Origin of the sequence: Rhodoglobus vestalii, from assembly GCF_006788895.1 — a bacterium.
In the GTDB taxonomy this organism is placed as follows: Bacteria; Actinomycetota; Actinomycetes; order Actinomycetales; family Microbacteriaceae; genus Rhodoglobus; species Rhodoglobus vestalii.
Window position 1 is genome coordinate 1,887,929 of sequence record NZ_VFRA01000001.1, and the last position, 13,806, is coordinate 1,901,734.

Sequence of the window (13,806 nt, forward strand, 5' to 3'; positions counted from 1 at the left end):
ACCCCATGTCAATCGACGTAGCACGAATCGAAGCTGCGGTAGCAGAAATGCTCAGTGCTGTTGGTGAGGATCCGGCGCGGGCCGGCCTCACCGCCACGCCGCGTCGCGTCGCCGAAGCGTATTCCGAATTCTTCGCCGGCAATGAGCTGAACGCGCTCGATCACCTCTCAGACAGTATCGAATTCACCGCAAAAGCCGATCAAACGGGGGAGCTTGTGCTCGTGCGCGACATCGAGTTCCGCTCGATGTGTGAGCATCACCTGCTGCCCTTCCTTGGTGTCGCCCACGTTGCGTACGTGCCCGATGAGCGCATCATCGGCCTCGGCAATATCGCTCGTGTGGTTGAGACCATCTCCGCGCGGGCTCAATTGCAAGAGCGGCTCACCGAAGAGATCACTGAGGCGATCAACGACGGTCTCTCTCCGCGCGGCGTCCTTGTGGTCATTGACGCCGTCCACGGCTGTGTTTCAACGCGGGGCCCCCGCCAAACTGCCAGCTCAACAGTCACACTCGCCTCACGCGGAGTTCTGAGCGATCCACTCGAGCGTGCCGAAGTAATGGCGCTCATCGGCAGCCGTGGCGGCGATGGATAGCACACCGCTGCTGTCCGCTGACCGGGTCTTGCCCGTTCCGCGGGTGATGGGCATTCTCAACGTGACCCCCGATTCTTTTAGTGATGGCGGTCGCTACGAACACGTCGATCGGGCCATCGCGCACGGCATCCTGCTGCGCGATCAGGGCGCCGCTGTGGTGGATGTCGGCGGAGAATCGACGCGCCCCGGTGCCCAACGCGTGCCCCCGGCCACAGAGCAGGCGCGAGTGATCCCGGTGATCGAAGCGCTCACCGCTGAGGGTGTCGCGGTGAGCATCGACACGATGAATGCCGTGACAGCACTGGCCGCGGCCAAGGCGGGAGCATCCATTATCAATGATGTCTCTGGTGGCCTTTCAGACCCCGAAATGTATCGAACAGTTGCCGCAACCGACCTCACCTACATTGCGATGCACTGGCGCGGGCACAGCAACGAGATGGCCCAATTGGCACACTACGACGATGTCGTCAGCGATGTGCGCTCAGAGCTGTCTGACCGCGTTGCCGAGATGACCGCGTCAGGAATCAACCCTGACCGTATTGTGATCGATCCTGGTCTCGGTTTCGCGAAGACTGCCGAGCACAATTGGGCGCTTCTGGCGCGACTCGATGAACTGTCTGCGCTCGGCTACCCGATCCTCATTGGTGCCTCGCGCAAACGCTTTCTGGGCACACTGTTGCCCAACGACGCCCCCACTACCGACCGAGACCTCGCTACCGCAGTGATCAGCAACGTCGCCGCCGAGGCGCAGACGTGGGGCGTTCGGGTTCACGATGTACCGTCAACACAGGTAGCACTCGCCGTGTACACGGCGATGCAGAAGGGCAAGAAACGATGAATCCTGCACTGGATGAACTCACCCTCACCGGGCTGCGAGCCACCGCCTTCCACGGCGTTTTCGATCACGAGCGCCGCGATGGTCAAGTCTTTATTGTGGATGCGGTTGTCTACCTCGATCTGTCGCCCGCCGCACTCTCAGATCAGCTAAACCGCACCGTTCACTATGGCGAATTGGCGGAGCAGATTGTTGCGGCAGTGGAGAGCAACCCCGTCGATCTCATCGAAACGGTCGCCGAACGGGTAGCAAATATTGTGCTTGCCTATGATGCCGCGGTGAGCACCAAGATCACCATCCATAAGCCATCGGCGCCCATCACTGTTCCCTTCGCCGACGTGGCTGTCACCATCACGCGCCACCGCCCTGCCTCCGCTCACCCGGCCGGTTTTAGCGCAGAGCCCCACCAGCTCTCGTGATTCGGCAGCAACGACTTCGCGTCGAGTTGCCGGTCATTCTTGCTATCGGCAGCAACCTCGGAGACCGTGAAGCCACCCTGCGCGAGGCCGTCCACGCCATCAACGCAATTGATGGTGTGACAGTGGATGCCACCTCCAGCATTGTTCAAACCCCGGCCCTAAAATTGGCGGGCATTGATCACTCGGCACCGGCTTACCTGAATGCGGTCGTGTCTGCTCGCAGCGCGCTGGAGCCTCACGCTCTGCTCGAGCAATTGCATCGCGTTGAAGCTGAGCATGGCCGCTTGCGTGCCGAGCGGTGGGGTGACCGAACGCTTGACATTGACATTGTCTCGTTCGCGCACCTTCAGGTGGATGACGAGTTGCTGACGATTCCGCATCCGCGCGCCGCCGAGCGCGCATTTGTGCTTGTGCCGCTGCTGCAGCTGGATCCGCAGGCCACCCTTGTTGGCTACGGTAGCGCGGCCGAGCTGCTGGTGGGCATCGACAACGATGCCACCGAGTTTGAGGCGAAGGCGCTGTGGTGAATCGCACTTCGCCCCTGCATTTGTTGGCGCTGGCGGCCGTGGGTGGTGCCGCCGGTTGGCTGCTTGAGGTGCTGCTAACGGCATCCGGTCGGCCCATCGTGATTCCGTCACTCTCGCTTGCCGTGTCGCTGTTTCTCATTGCCTTAGTGACGCTGGGGTTGGCGGTGCCGATCTACCGTTCATCGCGGGGGTTGCGCAGCGCGCGAGTGAATCCGTTTTTTGCGCTGCGAGTTGTTGTGCTTGCCAAAGCGTCGAGCCTGGCTGGTGCCCTCCTCGGCGGGGGAGCACTGGCGATCGCGATCTATCTGCTGAGTCGCACCGTGTCGCCCGGCGCCGGATCAATAACATCAAGTTTTGTCGTTGCGGGCGCCGCGATAGGGTTGCTGGTCGCGGGACTCGTTGCTGAACATCTGTGCACGATTCCGCCCGACGATGAAGACTCGTCGTCGCACAATTCGATGGATCCCCAAGGAGCAGCGTGACTGAGCGACTGGACCTACCTGACACCGAGTGGCGCAGTGTTTCATCCAAATACGCTGTCGTCGAAGTTGTTGGGCTCATTATCTGGGGTGCGATTCTGACCGGCGCAGCCTCAATTCCGACCGTTCTGAGCGGTATTGAGTGGCTGGCAGTAATTCCGATTTCTCTCGGAATCATTTTTTTGCTGAACATTGTGCTCACCCCACGACGGGTTCGTGCCATCGGCTACATGATGCGCGACGACGATCTTGTGTTTCGGCGCGGACTCATGTTCCGGCGCGTGGTTGCTGTGCCGTACGGCCGCATGCAACTCGTTGACATCAACCGCGGCCCCCTCGATCGTGCGGTGGGGCTGAGCGAACTCAAATTTGTGACTGCCGCGGCATCCACCGGTGTGGTCATTCCTGGACTACCTGAGCAGGATGCTGAGGAGTTGAGAGACACGCTCGTCGCCCTGGCAGAGAGTCGCAGGGCCGGGCTGTGAGCGAGCGTGACGAGCTGGGCATTGAGCCGACGCAGCCCGAGCAGATAGCGGCAGCGGAGAACGTCGCCGGAATCCCGGCTGATGCGCACCGGCTTGCCGACGGTGAATGGCATCGGCTGCACCCCGCAACGCCGCTGTTGCGCGGTGGCATTGCTCTGATTGCGATCATCGGCATCATCATTGTGAATGCCCGTGACTTCGCCATTGAGCTGCTCTGGGGCGGCCCTAACGAGTACGGAGCCATTGCGCGCCTCATGAATTCCGGGTTTCTGATCCCGGTAATTCTCATTGTGCTTGCGGTTCTCATTCTGAGCGTTCTCGGGTTCTATTTTTCGTGGCGGATGCACACTTTCCGCATCACCGATGAACTTGTTGAGGTTCGCAGCGGCATCCTGTTCCGCACGAATCGCCGGGGTCGACTTGACCGCATCCAGGGCATCAACATTTCACGACCGCTGTTCGCTCGACTTTTTGGTGCCGCCAAACTCGAAGTGAATGTTGCCGGGCAAGACGCCAATGTGGAGCTTTCGTATCTGGGGTCTCGGGGAGCGGATGACCTGCGGCGCGCAATCTTGCAACTCGCATCGGGTACACGTGCTGACGCCGCAGCCACGACATCCGAGCAGCACGACGGTGGGCTTATTGAGCAGCGAGTTAACGAATTTTTGGCACCAGAACTGGACCCTGATACCGCACCGCCGGAGTCGATTGTTCGCATCCGGATTCCCCGCCTGATTGGTTCGCTCGTGTTGAGTGAAGCGACAATTGTTGCGATTCTGGCGGCAATCGGCATCATCGTAACGATTGTGGTGACCGGCGAATTCGGGTGGTTGCTCGCTCTCTTGCCGGGTGCCCTTGGTCTTGGTGGTTATTTGGCCTCGCGCCTGACCAAGTCACTGCGCTACTCAATTGCGTCGACGAGTGACGGCATTCGGGTTGGCTACGGGCTGCTCTCAACGACCAATGAGACGTTGCCTCCGGGGCGCATCCACGCCGTTGAGGTTTCTCAGCCGTTGCTGTGGCGCCGGGCCGGGTGGTGGGAAATCAAAATCAACACCGCCTCGCAAGCATCAAGTGCCAGCGCTGCGACAGCGAAGACCACCCTGCTGCCGGTGGGCGACCTGATCGATGTGCACCGGGTGCTTCACCTGATTTTGCCGAGCCTCGCCGCCGACGAATCCCGCGAGCTGCTTGAAGCGGGTCTTGCCGCCGGCGCCCACGATGATGCCTATGTGACCTCTCCCAAGCGGGCCGCGATTCTCCGCTGGTTTTCGTGGCGCCGCAACGGTTTCGTCATGATTTCGGATGCCGTTGCGCTGCGCAAGGGATCAATCTGGCGTTCTCTGGTGCTGGTTCCGCAGGCTCGCATGCAGAGTGTCAGCATGCACGAGGGCCCGCTGCTGCGACGGATGGGTCTTGCGGAATTGCGTGTGCACACCGTTGCCGGGCCCATCACTGCCGCCGTCGGGGCCATGGATCGCAGCGATGTCATCACCTTCTTCAACGAGGCTTCTCGGGCGGCGGTGCGTTCTGCCAGCGTTGATACCAGCCACCGGTGGCGCAGCGGGAGCGCCCAGAGTAGCGCCGAGAGCGCGATCGAGCGTCCGACCGAGGAAAAACTTTAGTGGCACCGGCGGCAGGCCGTCTTGGTATCGGCATTATTGGTGCGGGCAAAGTTGGTCCCATTCTTGGGGCAGCGCTTGCGGGTGCTGGTCACGCGATTGTGGGGATCGCCGCGACCTCCGAGCGTAATTTGGAGCGGGCGAGCGCGATCTTGCCCGACGTTCCCGTGCTTGACATCCCGACTCTGGTTGAGCGCAGTGAGCTGGTGATTCTGGCGATTCCGGAGTCAGAGATTGAGTCGTTTGCTCGTGGGCTGGCGGCTGCTGGAGTGTGGCAGCCGGGCCAACTGGTGCTGCATACGGCACCTGGTCTTGGCTATGGTGCGCTTGCGCCGGCTTTAGCTGCAGGCGCGATTCCTCTCGCCCTGCATCCCGCGATGGTGTTCACCGGAACAAGCCTTGATCTCACTCGCCTGCATGAAGCGTATTGCGCTGTGAGCGCGCCAACGCCGGTGCTGCCGATCGCGCAGGCTCTTGTCGTTGAGATGGGCGCTGAGCCGATTGTGATTGCGGAGAGTGGCCGCGCGGCGTGGGCCGAAGCGGTGAGTACGGCAACCAGTTTTTCTGCTGCGATTGTGGCGCAGTCGCTTGATTTGCTCGCCACGGTTGGTGCAGACAATCCGGCGCGGGTGCTCGGCCCGCTGCTGCGATCGTCGGTTGAGAGTGCGCTTGCCGGGGCAACTGCGACTACGATCGATCTTTCCGTGACTGATTTATCGTCTTTCGACACCGATTCGAGCCCCCACTCCCAGGAGGACCCCTCGTGAGTTCACACCCCCGCCCGCAGATTATTGAGACGGTCGCGGGTATGCGTGATGTCGCGGCGCATGAGCGTGCCGCCGGTCGCACCATTGCGTTGATTCCCACTCTGGGTGCGTTGCATGCCGGACATGTGGCGCATGTTGAGCGAGCGGCTGAGCTTGCCGATGTGTGCATTGTGTCGATTTTTGTGAACCCCACCCAGTTCGGTGCGAATGAAGACCTCGACAATTATCCACGCACGATGGATGACGATCTCGACCTGCTTGGCGAGCTCGGAGTTCCCTACGTCTTCGCCCCCAGTGTTGAGGAGATGTATCCGAAGGGGCCCACCTCCACCACAATCGCCGCCGGCCAGCTCGGCACCACGTTCGAGGGCAAGTCTCGCCGCGGCCACTTTGATGGTGTGCTCACCGTTGTCGCCAAGTTGCTCGCGATCACCTCGCCCCACGTAGTGACCTTCGGCCAGAAGGATGCCCAACAACTGTTCCTCGTTCGTCGCATGATCACCGACCTCAACATCCCGGTGCGCCTAGAGATCATCGAGACCGTTCGCGAAGAAGACGGGCTTGCCCTGTCGAGCCGCAACCAGTTCTTGAATGCCAGCCAGCGCGATGCCGCCACTATCCTGTCGGCTGCGCTCAACGCTGCAACCTCGGCCGCCGACAGCGGGCTGGATTCGGTGATTGCGGCCGCGCAGGGTGCCCTCATGGGGGAGTCGCGGGCCGAACTCGACTACTTCGCTGTGGTGGACACCGACACCTTCACGCCGGTGCCCGATGGGTTTCGCGGTCCGGCGACGGCGATCGTTGCCGCACGGGTCGGAGCCACTCGCCTGATCGACAACGTGTCACTCTACGTCGGCTAGTTTTCGTGGGAGTTCGCGGCGCGGCGTGGCAGTCGCATCCCGGCTACGATTGAGGGCGTGAATGACGCCGCGAACGCTCCTGACCCGACCGAGGCCGAAGTTTCTGAACAGAAAGCGGTTCGGCTTGAGAAGCGTCAGCGACTCATCGATTCGGGTGCCGAGGCGTACCCGGTAGGGGTCGCGATCACCACGAGCATCCCCGCGGTGCGAGCAAAGTATCCGTCGCTTGAAGTGGATGAGACCACCGGCGATGTTGTGGGTCTGGCGGGCCGCATTGTGCACCTTCGCAATACCGGCAAGCTGTGTTTCGCTTCGCTGCAGGCGGGCGACGGCCAGCGCATCCAGGTGATGGTGTCTCTGGCCGAAGTGGGCGAAGACGTTCTTGCGCAGTGGAAAGAGCTTGTGGATCTCGGTGACCACCTGTTCGTCAGCGGCGAGATCATTTCGAGCCGTCGCGGGGAGCTGTCGGTCATGGTCAAGGAATGGAAGATTGCCGCCAAGGCCGTGCTTCCGCTGCCCAACCTCCACAAAGATTTGAGTGACGAACAGCGCGTTCGCAGCCGCTACCTCGACCTCATCGTGCGCGAGCAAGCGCGGTTCACCGTGCGTGCGCGGGCCAAGGTCAACGCGAGCCTGCGGGCGACGTTCGCGGCGCACGAATACCTCGAAGTCGAAACGCCGATGCTGCAGACCATGCACGGTGGGGCATCCGCTCGACCGTTCGTCACGCACTCGAACGCGTTCGACACTGAGCTGTACCTGCGCATCGCACCGGAACTGTTCCTCAAGCGTGCCGTCGTCGGTGGCATTGAGCGCGCATTCGAAATCAACCGCAACTTTCGCAACGAAGGTGCCGACTCCACCCATTCGCCCGAGTTCGCCATGGTCGAGGCGTACCAGGCTTACGGCGACTACAACCAGATGGCAGACCTCACTCAAGAGCTCGTGCAGAATGCGGCGCTCGCCGTTGCAGACTCTATGCTCGTCAACCTGGTTGATGGCACCGAATATGACCTCGGTGGCGACTGGGCGCGCATCTCCATGTACGACTCGCTCAACGACGCCGCTGGCCTCAGCATCACCCCGCAGACGCCCGCCGACGAGCTGAAGAAGTTCACGGATGCCGTCGACATTGAGATCACGCAACCGACCCACGGAAAGTATGTCGAAGAGCTGTGGGAGCACTACGTCAAGCCTGGCCTTGATCGCCCCACCTTTGTCATGGATTTCCCTGTCGACACCAGCCCGCTCGTGCGCGACCACCGCAGCATTGAGGGGGTTGTCGAGAAATGGGATCTCTACATTCGTGGGTTTGAGTTGGCCACGGGCTATTCCGAACTTGTCGACCCGGTCATCCAGCGGGAACGCTTTGTTGAGCAGGCGCAGCTCGCGAGCCAGGGCGATGTCGAAGCCATGCGCCTCGACGAAGACTTCATTCGCGCACTCGAGCACGGGATGCCGCCCAGCGGTGGAATCGGTGTTGGTGTCGATCGTCTGCTGATGGCGATCACCGGTTTGGGAATTCGCGAAACAATTCTGTTCCCCCTGGTGAAGTAGGAGCAATGACCGAGCCCACTGTTCCCAGCGAGCCCACTGTTCCCAGCGAGGCAAACGAGCCCGGCGAACCCAAGAAGTCCACGGTCACTCCCATGCGCATTGCGCTCTGGGTTATCGTGGGGGGAATCGGCCTCTTCATGGTGATTACTGGCCTTGTCGGCGTTCTTGTGAAAGCACAGTAATGGATCGCAATTCATCACGGCTCATCATGACTGTGACTCTGGTGGGACTTGTCGCACTGATCGCTATCGTCACCCTCATCAACGGTTAGGCTAAAGAGGTGCCCCCCGAATACTGGTCTAACGCCATCTTCTCCGTCGTTCCCACTATTGCTGTCGGCGTGATTTTTTGGTTCGTGATGGCGGCGATCATGCGCTCCGATCGCACGGAGCGCAACAGCTACGCCAAGATCGAAGCACAGGAACGGGCCAAGGCTGCCGCTGCGCTCGACAGCACAAACCGATCTTAGGCTGAGCCGCGAAGCATGATTTCTGTGGGCAAGATTCGCCCGGGAGTTTCTGGCGTCATGCCGTTCACCAGCTCCAGCACCATCGAGGCTGCTTCGCGACCCAACAGGTCGGCAGGCTGACGCACTGTCGACAGCGGTGGTTGGCACCGAACAGCCCAATTGCTGTCATCGAAGCCCACAATCCCCACATCGCCGGGTACTGACCGGCCGTGGGCTCGCAGCACATCCATGGCACCGGCCGCCACAGCATCGGATGCCGCAAACACACCATCGATGTCGCCAGCGCGGGCGAGAAGTTCCGTCATTCCCTCGACGCCACTCCGATGCGAATAGAGCGGAAAATCTACCACCAGGGTTTCGTCAAAGTCGTCGCCCATGGCATCCCGAAAGCCGGCGAGCCGTTCGCTTCCGGAGTCACGGTCGAGGGCGGCAGCGATCATGCCAATACGGGTGCGACCGGTGGCCCGAAGCTCTCGGGTGATGTCGTGGGCGGCGCTGCGGTTGTCAATTCCGACGTAGGGCATGCCTGCTGCGCTGAACGGGTGGCCGACGAAGACCGCTGGCAGGCCGATGTGTGCGATGGCGTCGGTGATGGGGTCATCTTCGCGTGCAGAGACAATTACCGCGCCATCCACAAATCCTCCACGGAGGTAGTCGGCAATGCGACTGCTGTCGCGGTCGGAGCCGATGATGAGGCAGACGAGTTGGTAATCAGCTTCGGAGAGACGGTCATTGGTGCCGAGCAGAATGGCGCCGATGTTGGGGTCTTCGAGAAAGACAGAATGTGGTTCGTGCACGATGAGCGCGATGGCCTTGGAACGCTGGGTTGCTAAGTTGCGTGCGGCCATGTTGCGCACGTAACCCACTTTGGCGATGGCTTTCTCGATTGCCTCGCGGGCCGCGTCTGACACGTAGGGTTCCTCGTTGAGCATGCGTGAGACGGTGCCGCGGGAGACGTGCGCTTCTGCAGCCACATCGAAAATTGTTGCGCGGCGGGGTCGAGCCCGTGGTGGTGCCATGCCCCCATGTTAGCGCCCACCCGGGTGCATGAGTTCCCCCAGTTTGCGCGACTGTTCACGCTCACAGACACGCCGAATGCTTGACATCTGGATTGGCGCTCGCATAGTCTGTGCACGCTCCCAGAAAGTTTTCTAGATAACTTCGGGGCACGTTCTGTGCACGTTCACAGAGAAACGTCCGCAGAGTAGGGGCTCAGGCAATCGCACCCGAGTCAGATGCCAAAGGAGGCACGTGTGACCACACCCCGCGCAGGTCGCGCCGTGAGCTGGTCACCCGACTCCGTAGTCCTCGGCTGCGACTACAACCCCGAACAGTGGCCCGAAAGCGTGTGGAAGCACGACGTCGCCCTCATGAACGAGGCCGGGATCACCCTCGTTGCGATTAACATTTTCGGCTGGGCCGAGATTGAACCGGGCCCGGGCGAATACGACTTCACCCGCCTCGACGCGATCATGGACCTGCTGCACTCTGCTGGCATCCGCGTCAATCTGGGCACCGGCACCTCATCACCGCCCGCCTGGCTCACCACCCTCCACCCCGAGATCCTGCCCACCGCAGCCGACGGAACCCGCAGCTCGCACGGTGGCCGCCAAGCCTGGTGCCCCAGCTCACCCGAGTTCCGCACTGCAGCACTCGGGCTGGTGCAGAAAGTCGCCGAACGCTACAGCTCACACCCGGGCCTTGCCCTCTGGCACGTCTCCAATGAACTCGGCTGCCACAACGCGCTCTGCTACTGCAACACCTCGGCGGCCGCGTTCCGCCACTGGCTTCGCGCTCGCTACTCCACCATCGACGCGCTCAACGAAGCCTGGGGCACCGCGTTTTGGAGCCAGCGGTACAGCGACTGGAACCAGATTCAGCCACCCCGCACGACCCTTTCTTCGGCGAACCCCGCTCAGCGCCTCGACTTCTCACGCTTCAGCTCAGACGAACTGCTCGACTACTACCGTGCGGAAGCAGAGCTGCTGCGCGGGCACAGCACCATCCCCGTCACCACCAACTTCATGGTCACCGCTCACATCCGCAGCCAAAATTACTGGCAGTGGGCGAGCGAAATGGATGTCATCGCCAACGATCACTACCTCGATCATCGGCTGCCGCATCCGATCAGTGAACTGTCGTTCGCGGCCGACCTCACCCGCGGCCTCGCTCAGGGCAAGCCGTGGATGCTCATGGAACAGGCCAGCAGCGCAGTGAGCTGGCAGCCGCACAACCTCGCCAAGCAACCCGGTGAGATGATGCGCAATACGTTGACTCACGTTGCCCGGGGAGCAGACACTGTCTGCTTCTTTCAGTGGCGTGCGTCGCGACACGGTGCCGAAAAGTTTCATTCGGCGCTTCTTCCTCACGCCGGCACTGACACATCTCAATGGCGTGAGACCCTCGACCTGGGTGCGAAACTCCACGCGCTCGAGTCTCTCGCGGGCACCCGGGTCGAGTCATCCGTCGCACTAATTTTCAGCTGGGAAGCGTGGTGGGCCGCCGAGGGTGACGCTCAACCATCGCAGGATGTTCGCTACCTCGAGCAGGTGCACGCCGCCTACGAAGCACTGCGCGCCAACGGGGTCACCGTTGATGTTGTGGCTCCCGGTGCTGCGCTCGACGAATACGAGCTCGTTGTCGTTCCCAGCCTCTACCTTGTCGACGACCACAGCGTCGACATCATCACCGAGTTCGTTGAGCGCGGTGGCGTCGCTGTTGTCACCTTCTTCTCGGGCATCGTTGATGAGACAGATGGCATCCGCCTCGACCCCACCGGTGAAACGCCTCCCGGAGCATTCCACGATCTTCTCGGCGGGTGGACCGAACAATTTTTCCCCGTCCTGCCGCAGACCGAGCTCGTGCTCGACGACGGCGGAATCGCTCACACTTGGGCAGAACACGTGCGCCCCACCAGTGCGGATGTCGTCGCCGAGTTCGCCAGCGGCCCCACCCTGGGGGGACCGGCCATCACGCGCAATCGTTTCGGTTCGGGAGCTGCCTGGTATGTGGCGACCGCGCTCGACGAGCCAACATTTGCTGACCTGATGGGCCGCGCGCTCGATGAGGCCGGTGTTGAGCGCTTAGACCTGCCAGCTGGTGTTGAGGTGGTCACGCGCTCGAACGATTCTGACCGCTACCGGTTTGTCATCAATCACGGCGCTCACCAAATCGCTTTCCCTGCCGACGGCGCAGAATTGTTGACAGGAACCGCGGTCACAGGCTCGGTGACCGTTCCGGCCGGAGGCGTTCGCGTCATCCGCCTGACTGTTGAAGAAGGAGCTATGCGATGACGACCACTGTTGCTCGACCCACCGCGCCCACAAAGAAGGTAAAGAAGCGAGCGGTGACCAAGAACCGCGGTGCGGTGATCTTTTTCATCACGCCGTTCGCGGTGCTATTCAGCCTGTTTTACATCATTCCGATCATCGCAGCGATCTACCAGTCGCTGCTCACGGTTGAGCGTGAGGGCACCTTCGGTAAGCCGACGGAGGTGTTTGGTGGTCTCGTGCAGTACGCGCGAGTGTTCCAGGATGACGCATTCTGGCAATCCATTCTTCGGGTCGCGGGCTTCGGTGTTGTTCAGGTTCCGATCATGCTCGGTGTTGCCCTGCTGCTCGCACTGCTTCTGGACTCGCCGCTCGTGAAGGGTAAACGTTTCTTCAGACTCGCGTTCTTTGCCCCCTACGCAGTTCCGGGTGTTATCGCAGCCGTCATGTGGGGCTTCCTTTACTCGCCCAACCTGTCACCCTTCACCGCGATCACGAGTGAGATCAACTTCCTGGGTGCCGATCTGGTGCTGTGGTCGATCGCGAACGTCGTGACCTGGGTGTTCATCGGCTACAACATGATCATCATCTACTCGGCACTGTTGGCGATCCCCAGTGAGCTGTACGAAGCGGCTCGCCTCGATGGGGCGTCGCAGGCTCGAATTGCCTGGTCGATCAAGATTCCGTTGGTCGCACCGGCGATCACCCTGACGTCGATCTTCTCGATCATTGGCACCCTGCAACTGCTTGCCGAACCGCAGGTGTTCAAGAGTTTCACGTCGGCCGTCACCAGCACCTACACCCCCAACCTGCTCATCTACTCAACCGCCTCGGTACCCAACGTGAACTTGGCGGCAGCGTTCGCGGTCGTGCTTGCGCTGCTGACCTTTGCCCTGTCGTTCACCGTGCTCAAACTCACTCAACGAAAGGCTGACTGATGGGTGCCCCAACTACTTCAGCGGCGAAGCGCACTTCAGCGGCGAAGCCTGCTTCAGCAACAAAGCGTGTTCGCGGACCGCGCGAAAGCCTTTTCTCGCGGGCTGGCGCCATGCTCGTCATGGCCATCTGCACCTTCTACTTTCTGGTGCCGATCTGGTGGCTCTTCGTTGCGGCAACGAAAGACCGTAGCGACTTCACCTCATCCGCTCCGCTGTGGTTTGCTGACTTCAACCTCATTGAGAATATTGCCGCGCTCGCAAACTACCGGGATGGTCTCTTCTTCCAGTGGATGCTCAACAGCGTGCTTTACGCGGGTGCTGGTGCCGCGATCGCGACCCTCTTTGCCACGATGACGGGCTATGCGCTCGCGAAATATGCTTTCCGCGGTCGCGAGACGATCTTCAACATCATCCTGGGCGGGGTACTGGTTCCGGCTACTGCGCTTGCGCTGCCGCTGTTCCTCGTCTTCAGCCAGGTGGGAGCCACCAACACGTTCTGGTCGGTATTCCTACCCAGCCTGGTCAGCCCCTTTGGCGTCTACCTTGCCCGCATTTACGCGAGTTCAAGCGTGCCCGATGAGCTGGTTGAGGCGGCACGAATTGATGGCTCCGGAGAGGTTCGCACCTTCTTCACGGTCTCGACCCGGCTAATGATGCCGGCGATGGTCACGATCTTCCTGTTCCAGTTTGTGACCATTTGGAACAACTTCTTCTTGCCGCTGATTATGCTCCGGGACGAAGAACTCTTCCCCGTAACCCTGGGCCTCTACATCTGGAACAGCCAGGTCAGCCAGATACCAGAAATTCGAGCGCTCGTGATTATCGGTGCACTGCTGTCGATCATCCCGCTCATTATCGCTTTCCTTGGCCTGCAGCGCTTCTGGCGCAGTGGGCTGGGAACGGGCGCGATCAAATGATCGCCCCCACCGACCACTCGGCTCATCCCGAGGGAATCCCCGCACCACCAAGAATCACTAGGAAGGAAC

General features: G+C 61.1%; 16 protein-coding genes. 15 read left to right on the forward strand and 1 reads right to left on the reverse strand.

Going from position 1 to position 13,806, the window contains the following annotated elements; all coding sequences use genetic code 11:
• Positions 1 to 5: 5 nt before the first annotated feature.
• The 12 genes from folE (at position 6) to FB472_RS09260 (ending at position 8,613) form a co-directional block, all read left to right on the forward strand.
• The gene (folE, locus tag FB472_RS09210) at positions 6 to 593 is read left to right on the forward strand and encodes a GTP cyclohydrolase I FolE (protein WP_141990651.1); all 588 of its coding nucleotides are present in this window, start codon (positions 6 to 8) and stop codon (positions 591 to 593) included.
• Positions 586 to 1,431, forward strand: coding sequence for a dihydropteroate synthase (folP, locus tag FB472_RS09215; RefSeq protein ID WP_246078166.1), 846 nt, complete (start codon positions 586 to 588; stop codon positions 1,429 to 1,431). The genes folE and folP overlap by 8 nt, the downstream gene beginning before the upstream one ends.
• The gene (gene folB / locus FB472_RS09220; protein WP_021810606.1) at positions 1,428 to 1,847 is read left to right on the forward strand and encodes a dihydroneopterin aldolase; all 420 of its coding nucleotides are present in this window, start codon (positions 1,428 to 1,430) and stop codon (positions 1,845 to 1,847) included. The genes folP and folB overlap by 4 nt, the downstream gene beginning before the upstream one ends.
• Complete coding sequence (gene folK / locus FB472_RS09225) at positions 1,844 to 2,374, forward strand: 2-amino-4-hydroxy-6-hydroxymethyldihydropteridine diphosphokinase (protein WP_141990652.1); 531 nt, start codon at positions 1,844 to 1,846, stop codon at positions 2,372 to 2,374. Before folB ends, folK begins: the two co-directional genes overlap by 4 nt.
• Entirely contained in the window at positions 2,371 to 2,856 is a 486-nt protein-coding gene (locus FB472_RS09230) for a DUF3180 domain-containing protein (protein ID WP_246078168.1), read from the forward strand. Before folK ends, FB472_RS09230 begins: the two co-directional genes overlap by 4 nt.
• A complete protein-coding gene (locus FB472_RS09235; protein ID WP_141990654.1) occupies positions 2,853 to 3,338 on the forward strand; it encodes a PH domain-containing protein in 486 nt (161 codons plus the stop codon). The genes FB472_RS09230 and FB472_RS09235 overlap by 4 nt, the downstream gene beginning before the upstream one ends.
• Positions 3,335 to 4,963, forward strand: coding sequence for a PH domain-containing protein (locus tag FB472_RS09240; RefSeq protein ID WP_141990655.1), 1,629 nt, complete (start codon positions 3,335 to 3,337; stop codon positions 4,961 to 4,963). Before FB472_RS09235 ends, FB472_RS09240 begins: the two co-directional genes overlap by 4 nt.
• The gene (locus FB472_RS09245; protein WP_141990656.1) at positions 4,963 to 5,727 is read left to right on the forward strand and encodes a DUF2520 domain-containing protein; all 765 of its coding nucleotides are present in this window, start codon (positions 4,963 to 4,965) and stop codon (positions 5,725 to 5,727) included. Before FB472_RS09240 ends, FB472_RS09245 begins: the two co-directional genes overlap by 1 nt.
• Entirely contained in the window at positions 5,724 to 6,587 is an 864-nt protein-coding gene (gene panC, locus FB472_RS09250) for a pantoate--beta-alanine ligase (protein WP_141990657.1), read from the forward strand. The genes FB472_RS09245 and panC overlap by 4 nt, the downstream gene beginning before the upstream one ends.
• Positions 6,588 to 6,644: 57 nt before the next feature.
• Positions 6,645 to 8,144: a lysine--tRNA ligase gene (gene lysS, locus FB472_RS09255; RefSeq protein WP_021810613.1), complete on the forward strand. Its 1,500-nt coding sequence runs from the start codon at positions 6,645 to 6,647 to the stop codon at positions 8,142 to 8,144.
• 5 nt (positions 8,145 to 8,149) lie between these two features.
• Positions 8,150 to 8,326 carry a hypothetical protein gene (locus FB472_RS14040; RefSeq protein ID WP_170192074.1) on the forward strand — a complete coding sequence of 59 codons (177 nt, stop codon included), beginning with the start codon at positions 8,150 to 8,152 and terminating at the stop codon, positions 8,324 to 8,326.
• Between the two features lie 98 nt (positions 8,327 to 8,424).
• Positions 8,425 to 8,613 (forward strand): hypothetical protein, encoded by a 189-nt coding sequence (locus FB472_RS09260; RefSeq protein ID WP_141990658.1) that lies wholly within the window; start codon positions 8,425 to 8,427, stop codon positions 8,611 to 8,613.
• On the opposite strand, the gene FB472_RS09265 is transcribed toward FB472_RS09260, so the two are convergent.
• On the reverse strand, positions 8,610 to 9,632 hold the full coding sequence (locus tag FB472_RS09265) for a LacI family DNA-binding transcriptional regulator (RefSeq protein ID WP_141990659.1): 1,023 nt from the start codon (positions 9,630 to 9,632) through the stop codon (positions 8,610 to 8,612). The two genes, FB472_RS09260 and FB472_RS09265, sit on opposite strands and share 4 nt — an antisense overlap.
• 216 nt (positions 9,633 to 9,848) lie before the next feature.
• On the opposite strand from FB472_RS09265, the gene FB472_RS09270 reads away from it, so the two are divergent.
• Genes FB472_RS09270 through FB472_RS09280 form a run of 3 tightly spaced genes read left to right on the forward strand, consistent with a single transcriptional unit; the run spans position 9,849 to position 13,737 of the window.
• Positions 9,849 to 11,906: a beta-galactosidase gene (locus FB472_RS09270; RefSeq protein ID WP_170192075.1), complete on the forward strand. Its 2,058-nt coding sequence runs from the start codon at positions 9,849 to 9,851 to the stop codon at positions 11,904 to 11,906.
• A complete protein-coding gene (locus tag FB472_RS09275; protein WP_021810619.1) occupies positions 11,903 to 12,820 on the forward strand; it encodes a carbohydrate ABC transporter permease in 918 nt (305 codons plus the stop codon). The genes FB472_RS09270 and FB472_RS09275 overlap by 4 nt, the downstream gene beginning before the upstream one ends.
• Complete coding sequence (locus FB472_RS09280) at positions 12,820 to 13,737, forward strand: carbohydrate ABC transporter permease (RefSeq protein ID WP_141990661.1); 918 nt, start codon at positions 12,820 to 12,822, stop codon at positions 13,735 to 13,737. Before FB472_RS09275 ends, FB472_RS09280 begins: the two co-directional genes overlap by 1 nt.
• The last annotated feature ends 69 nt before the right edge of the window (positions 13,738 to 13,806 follow it).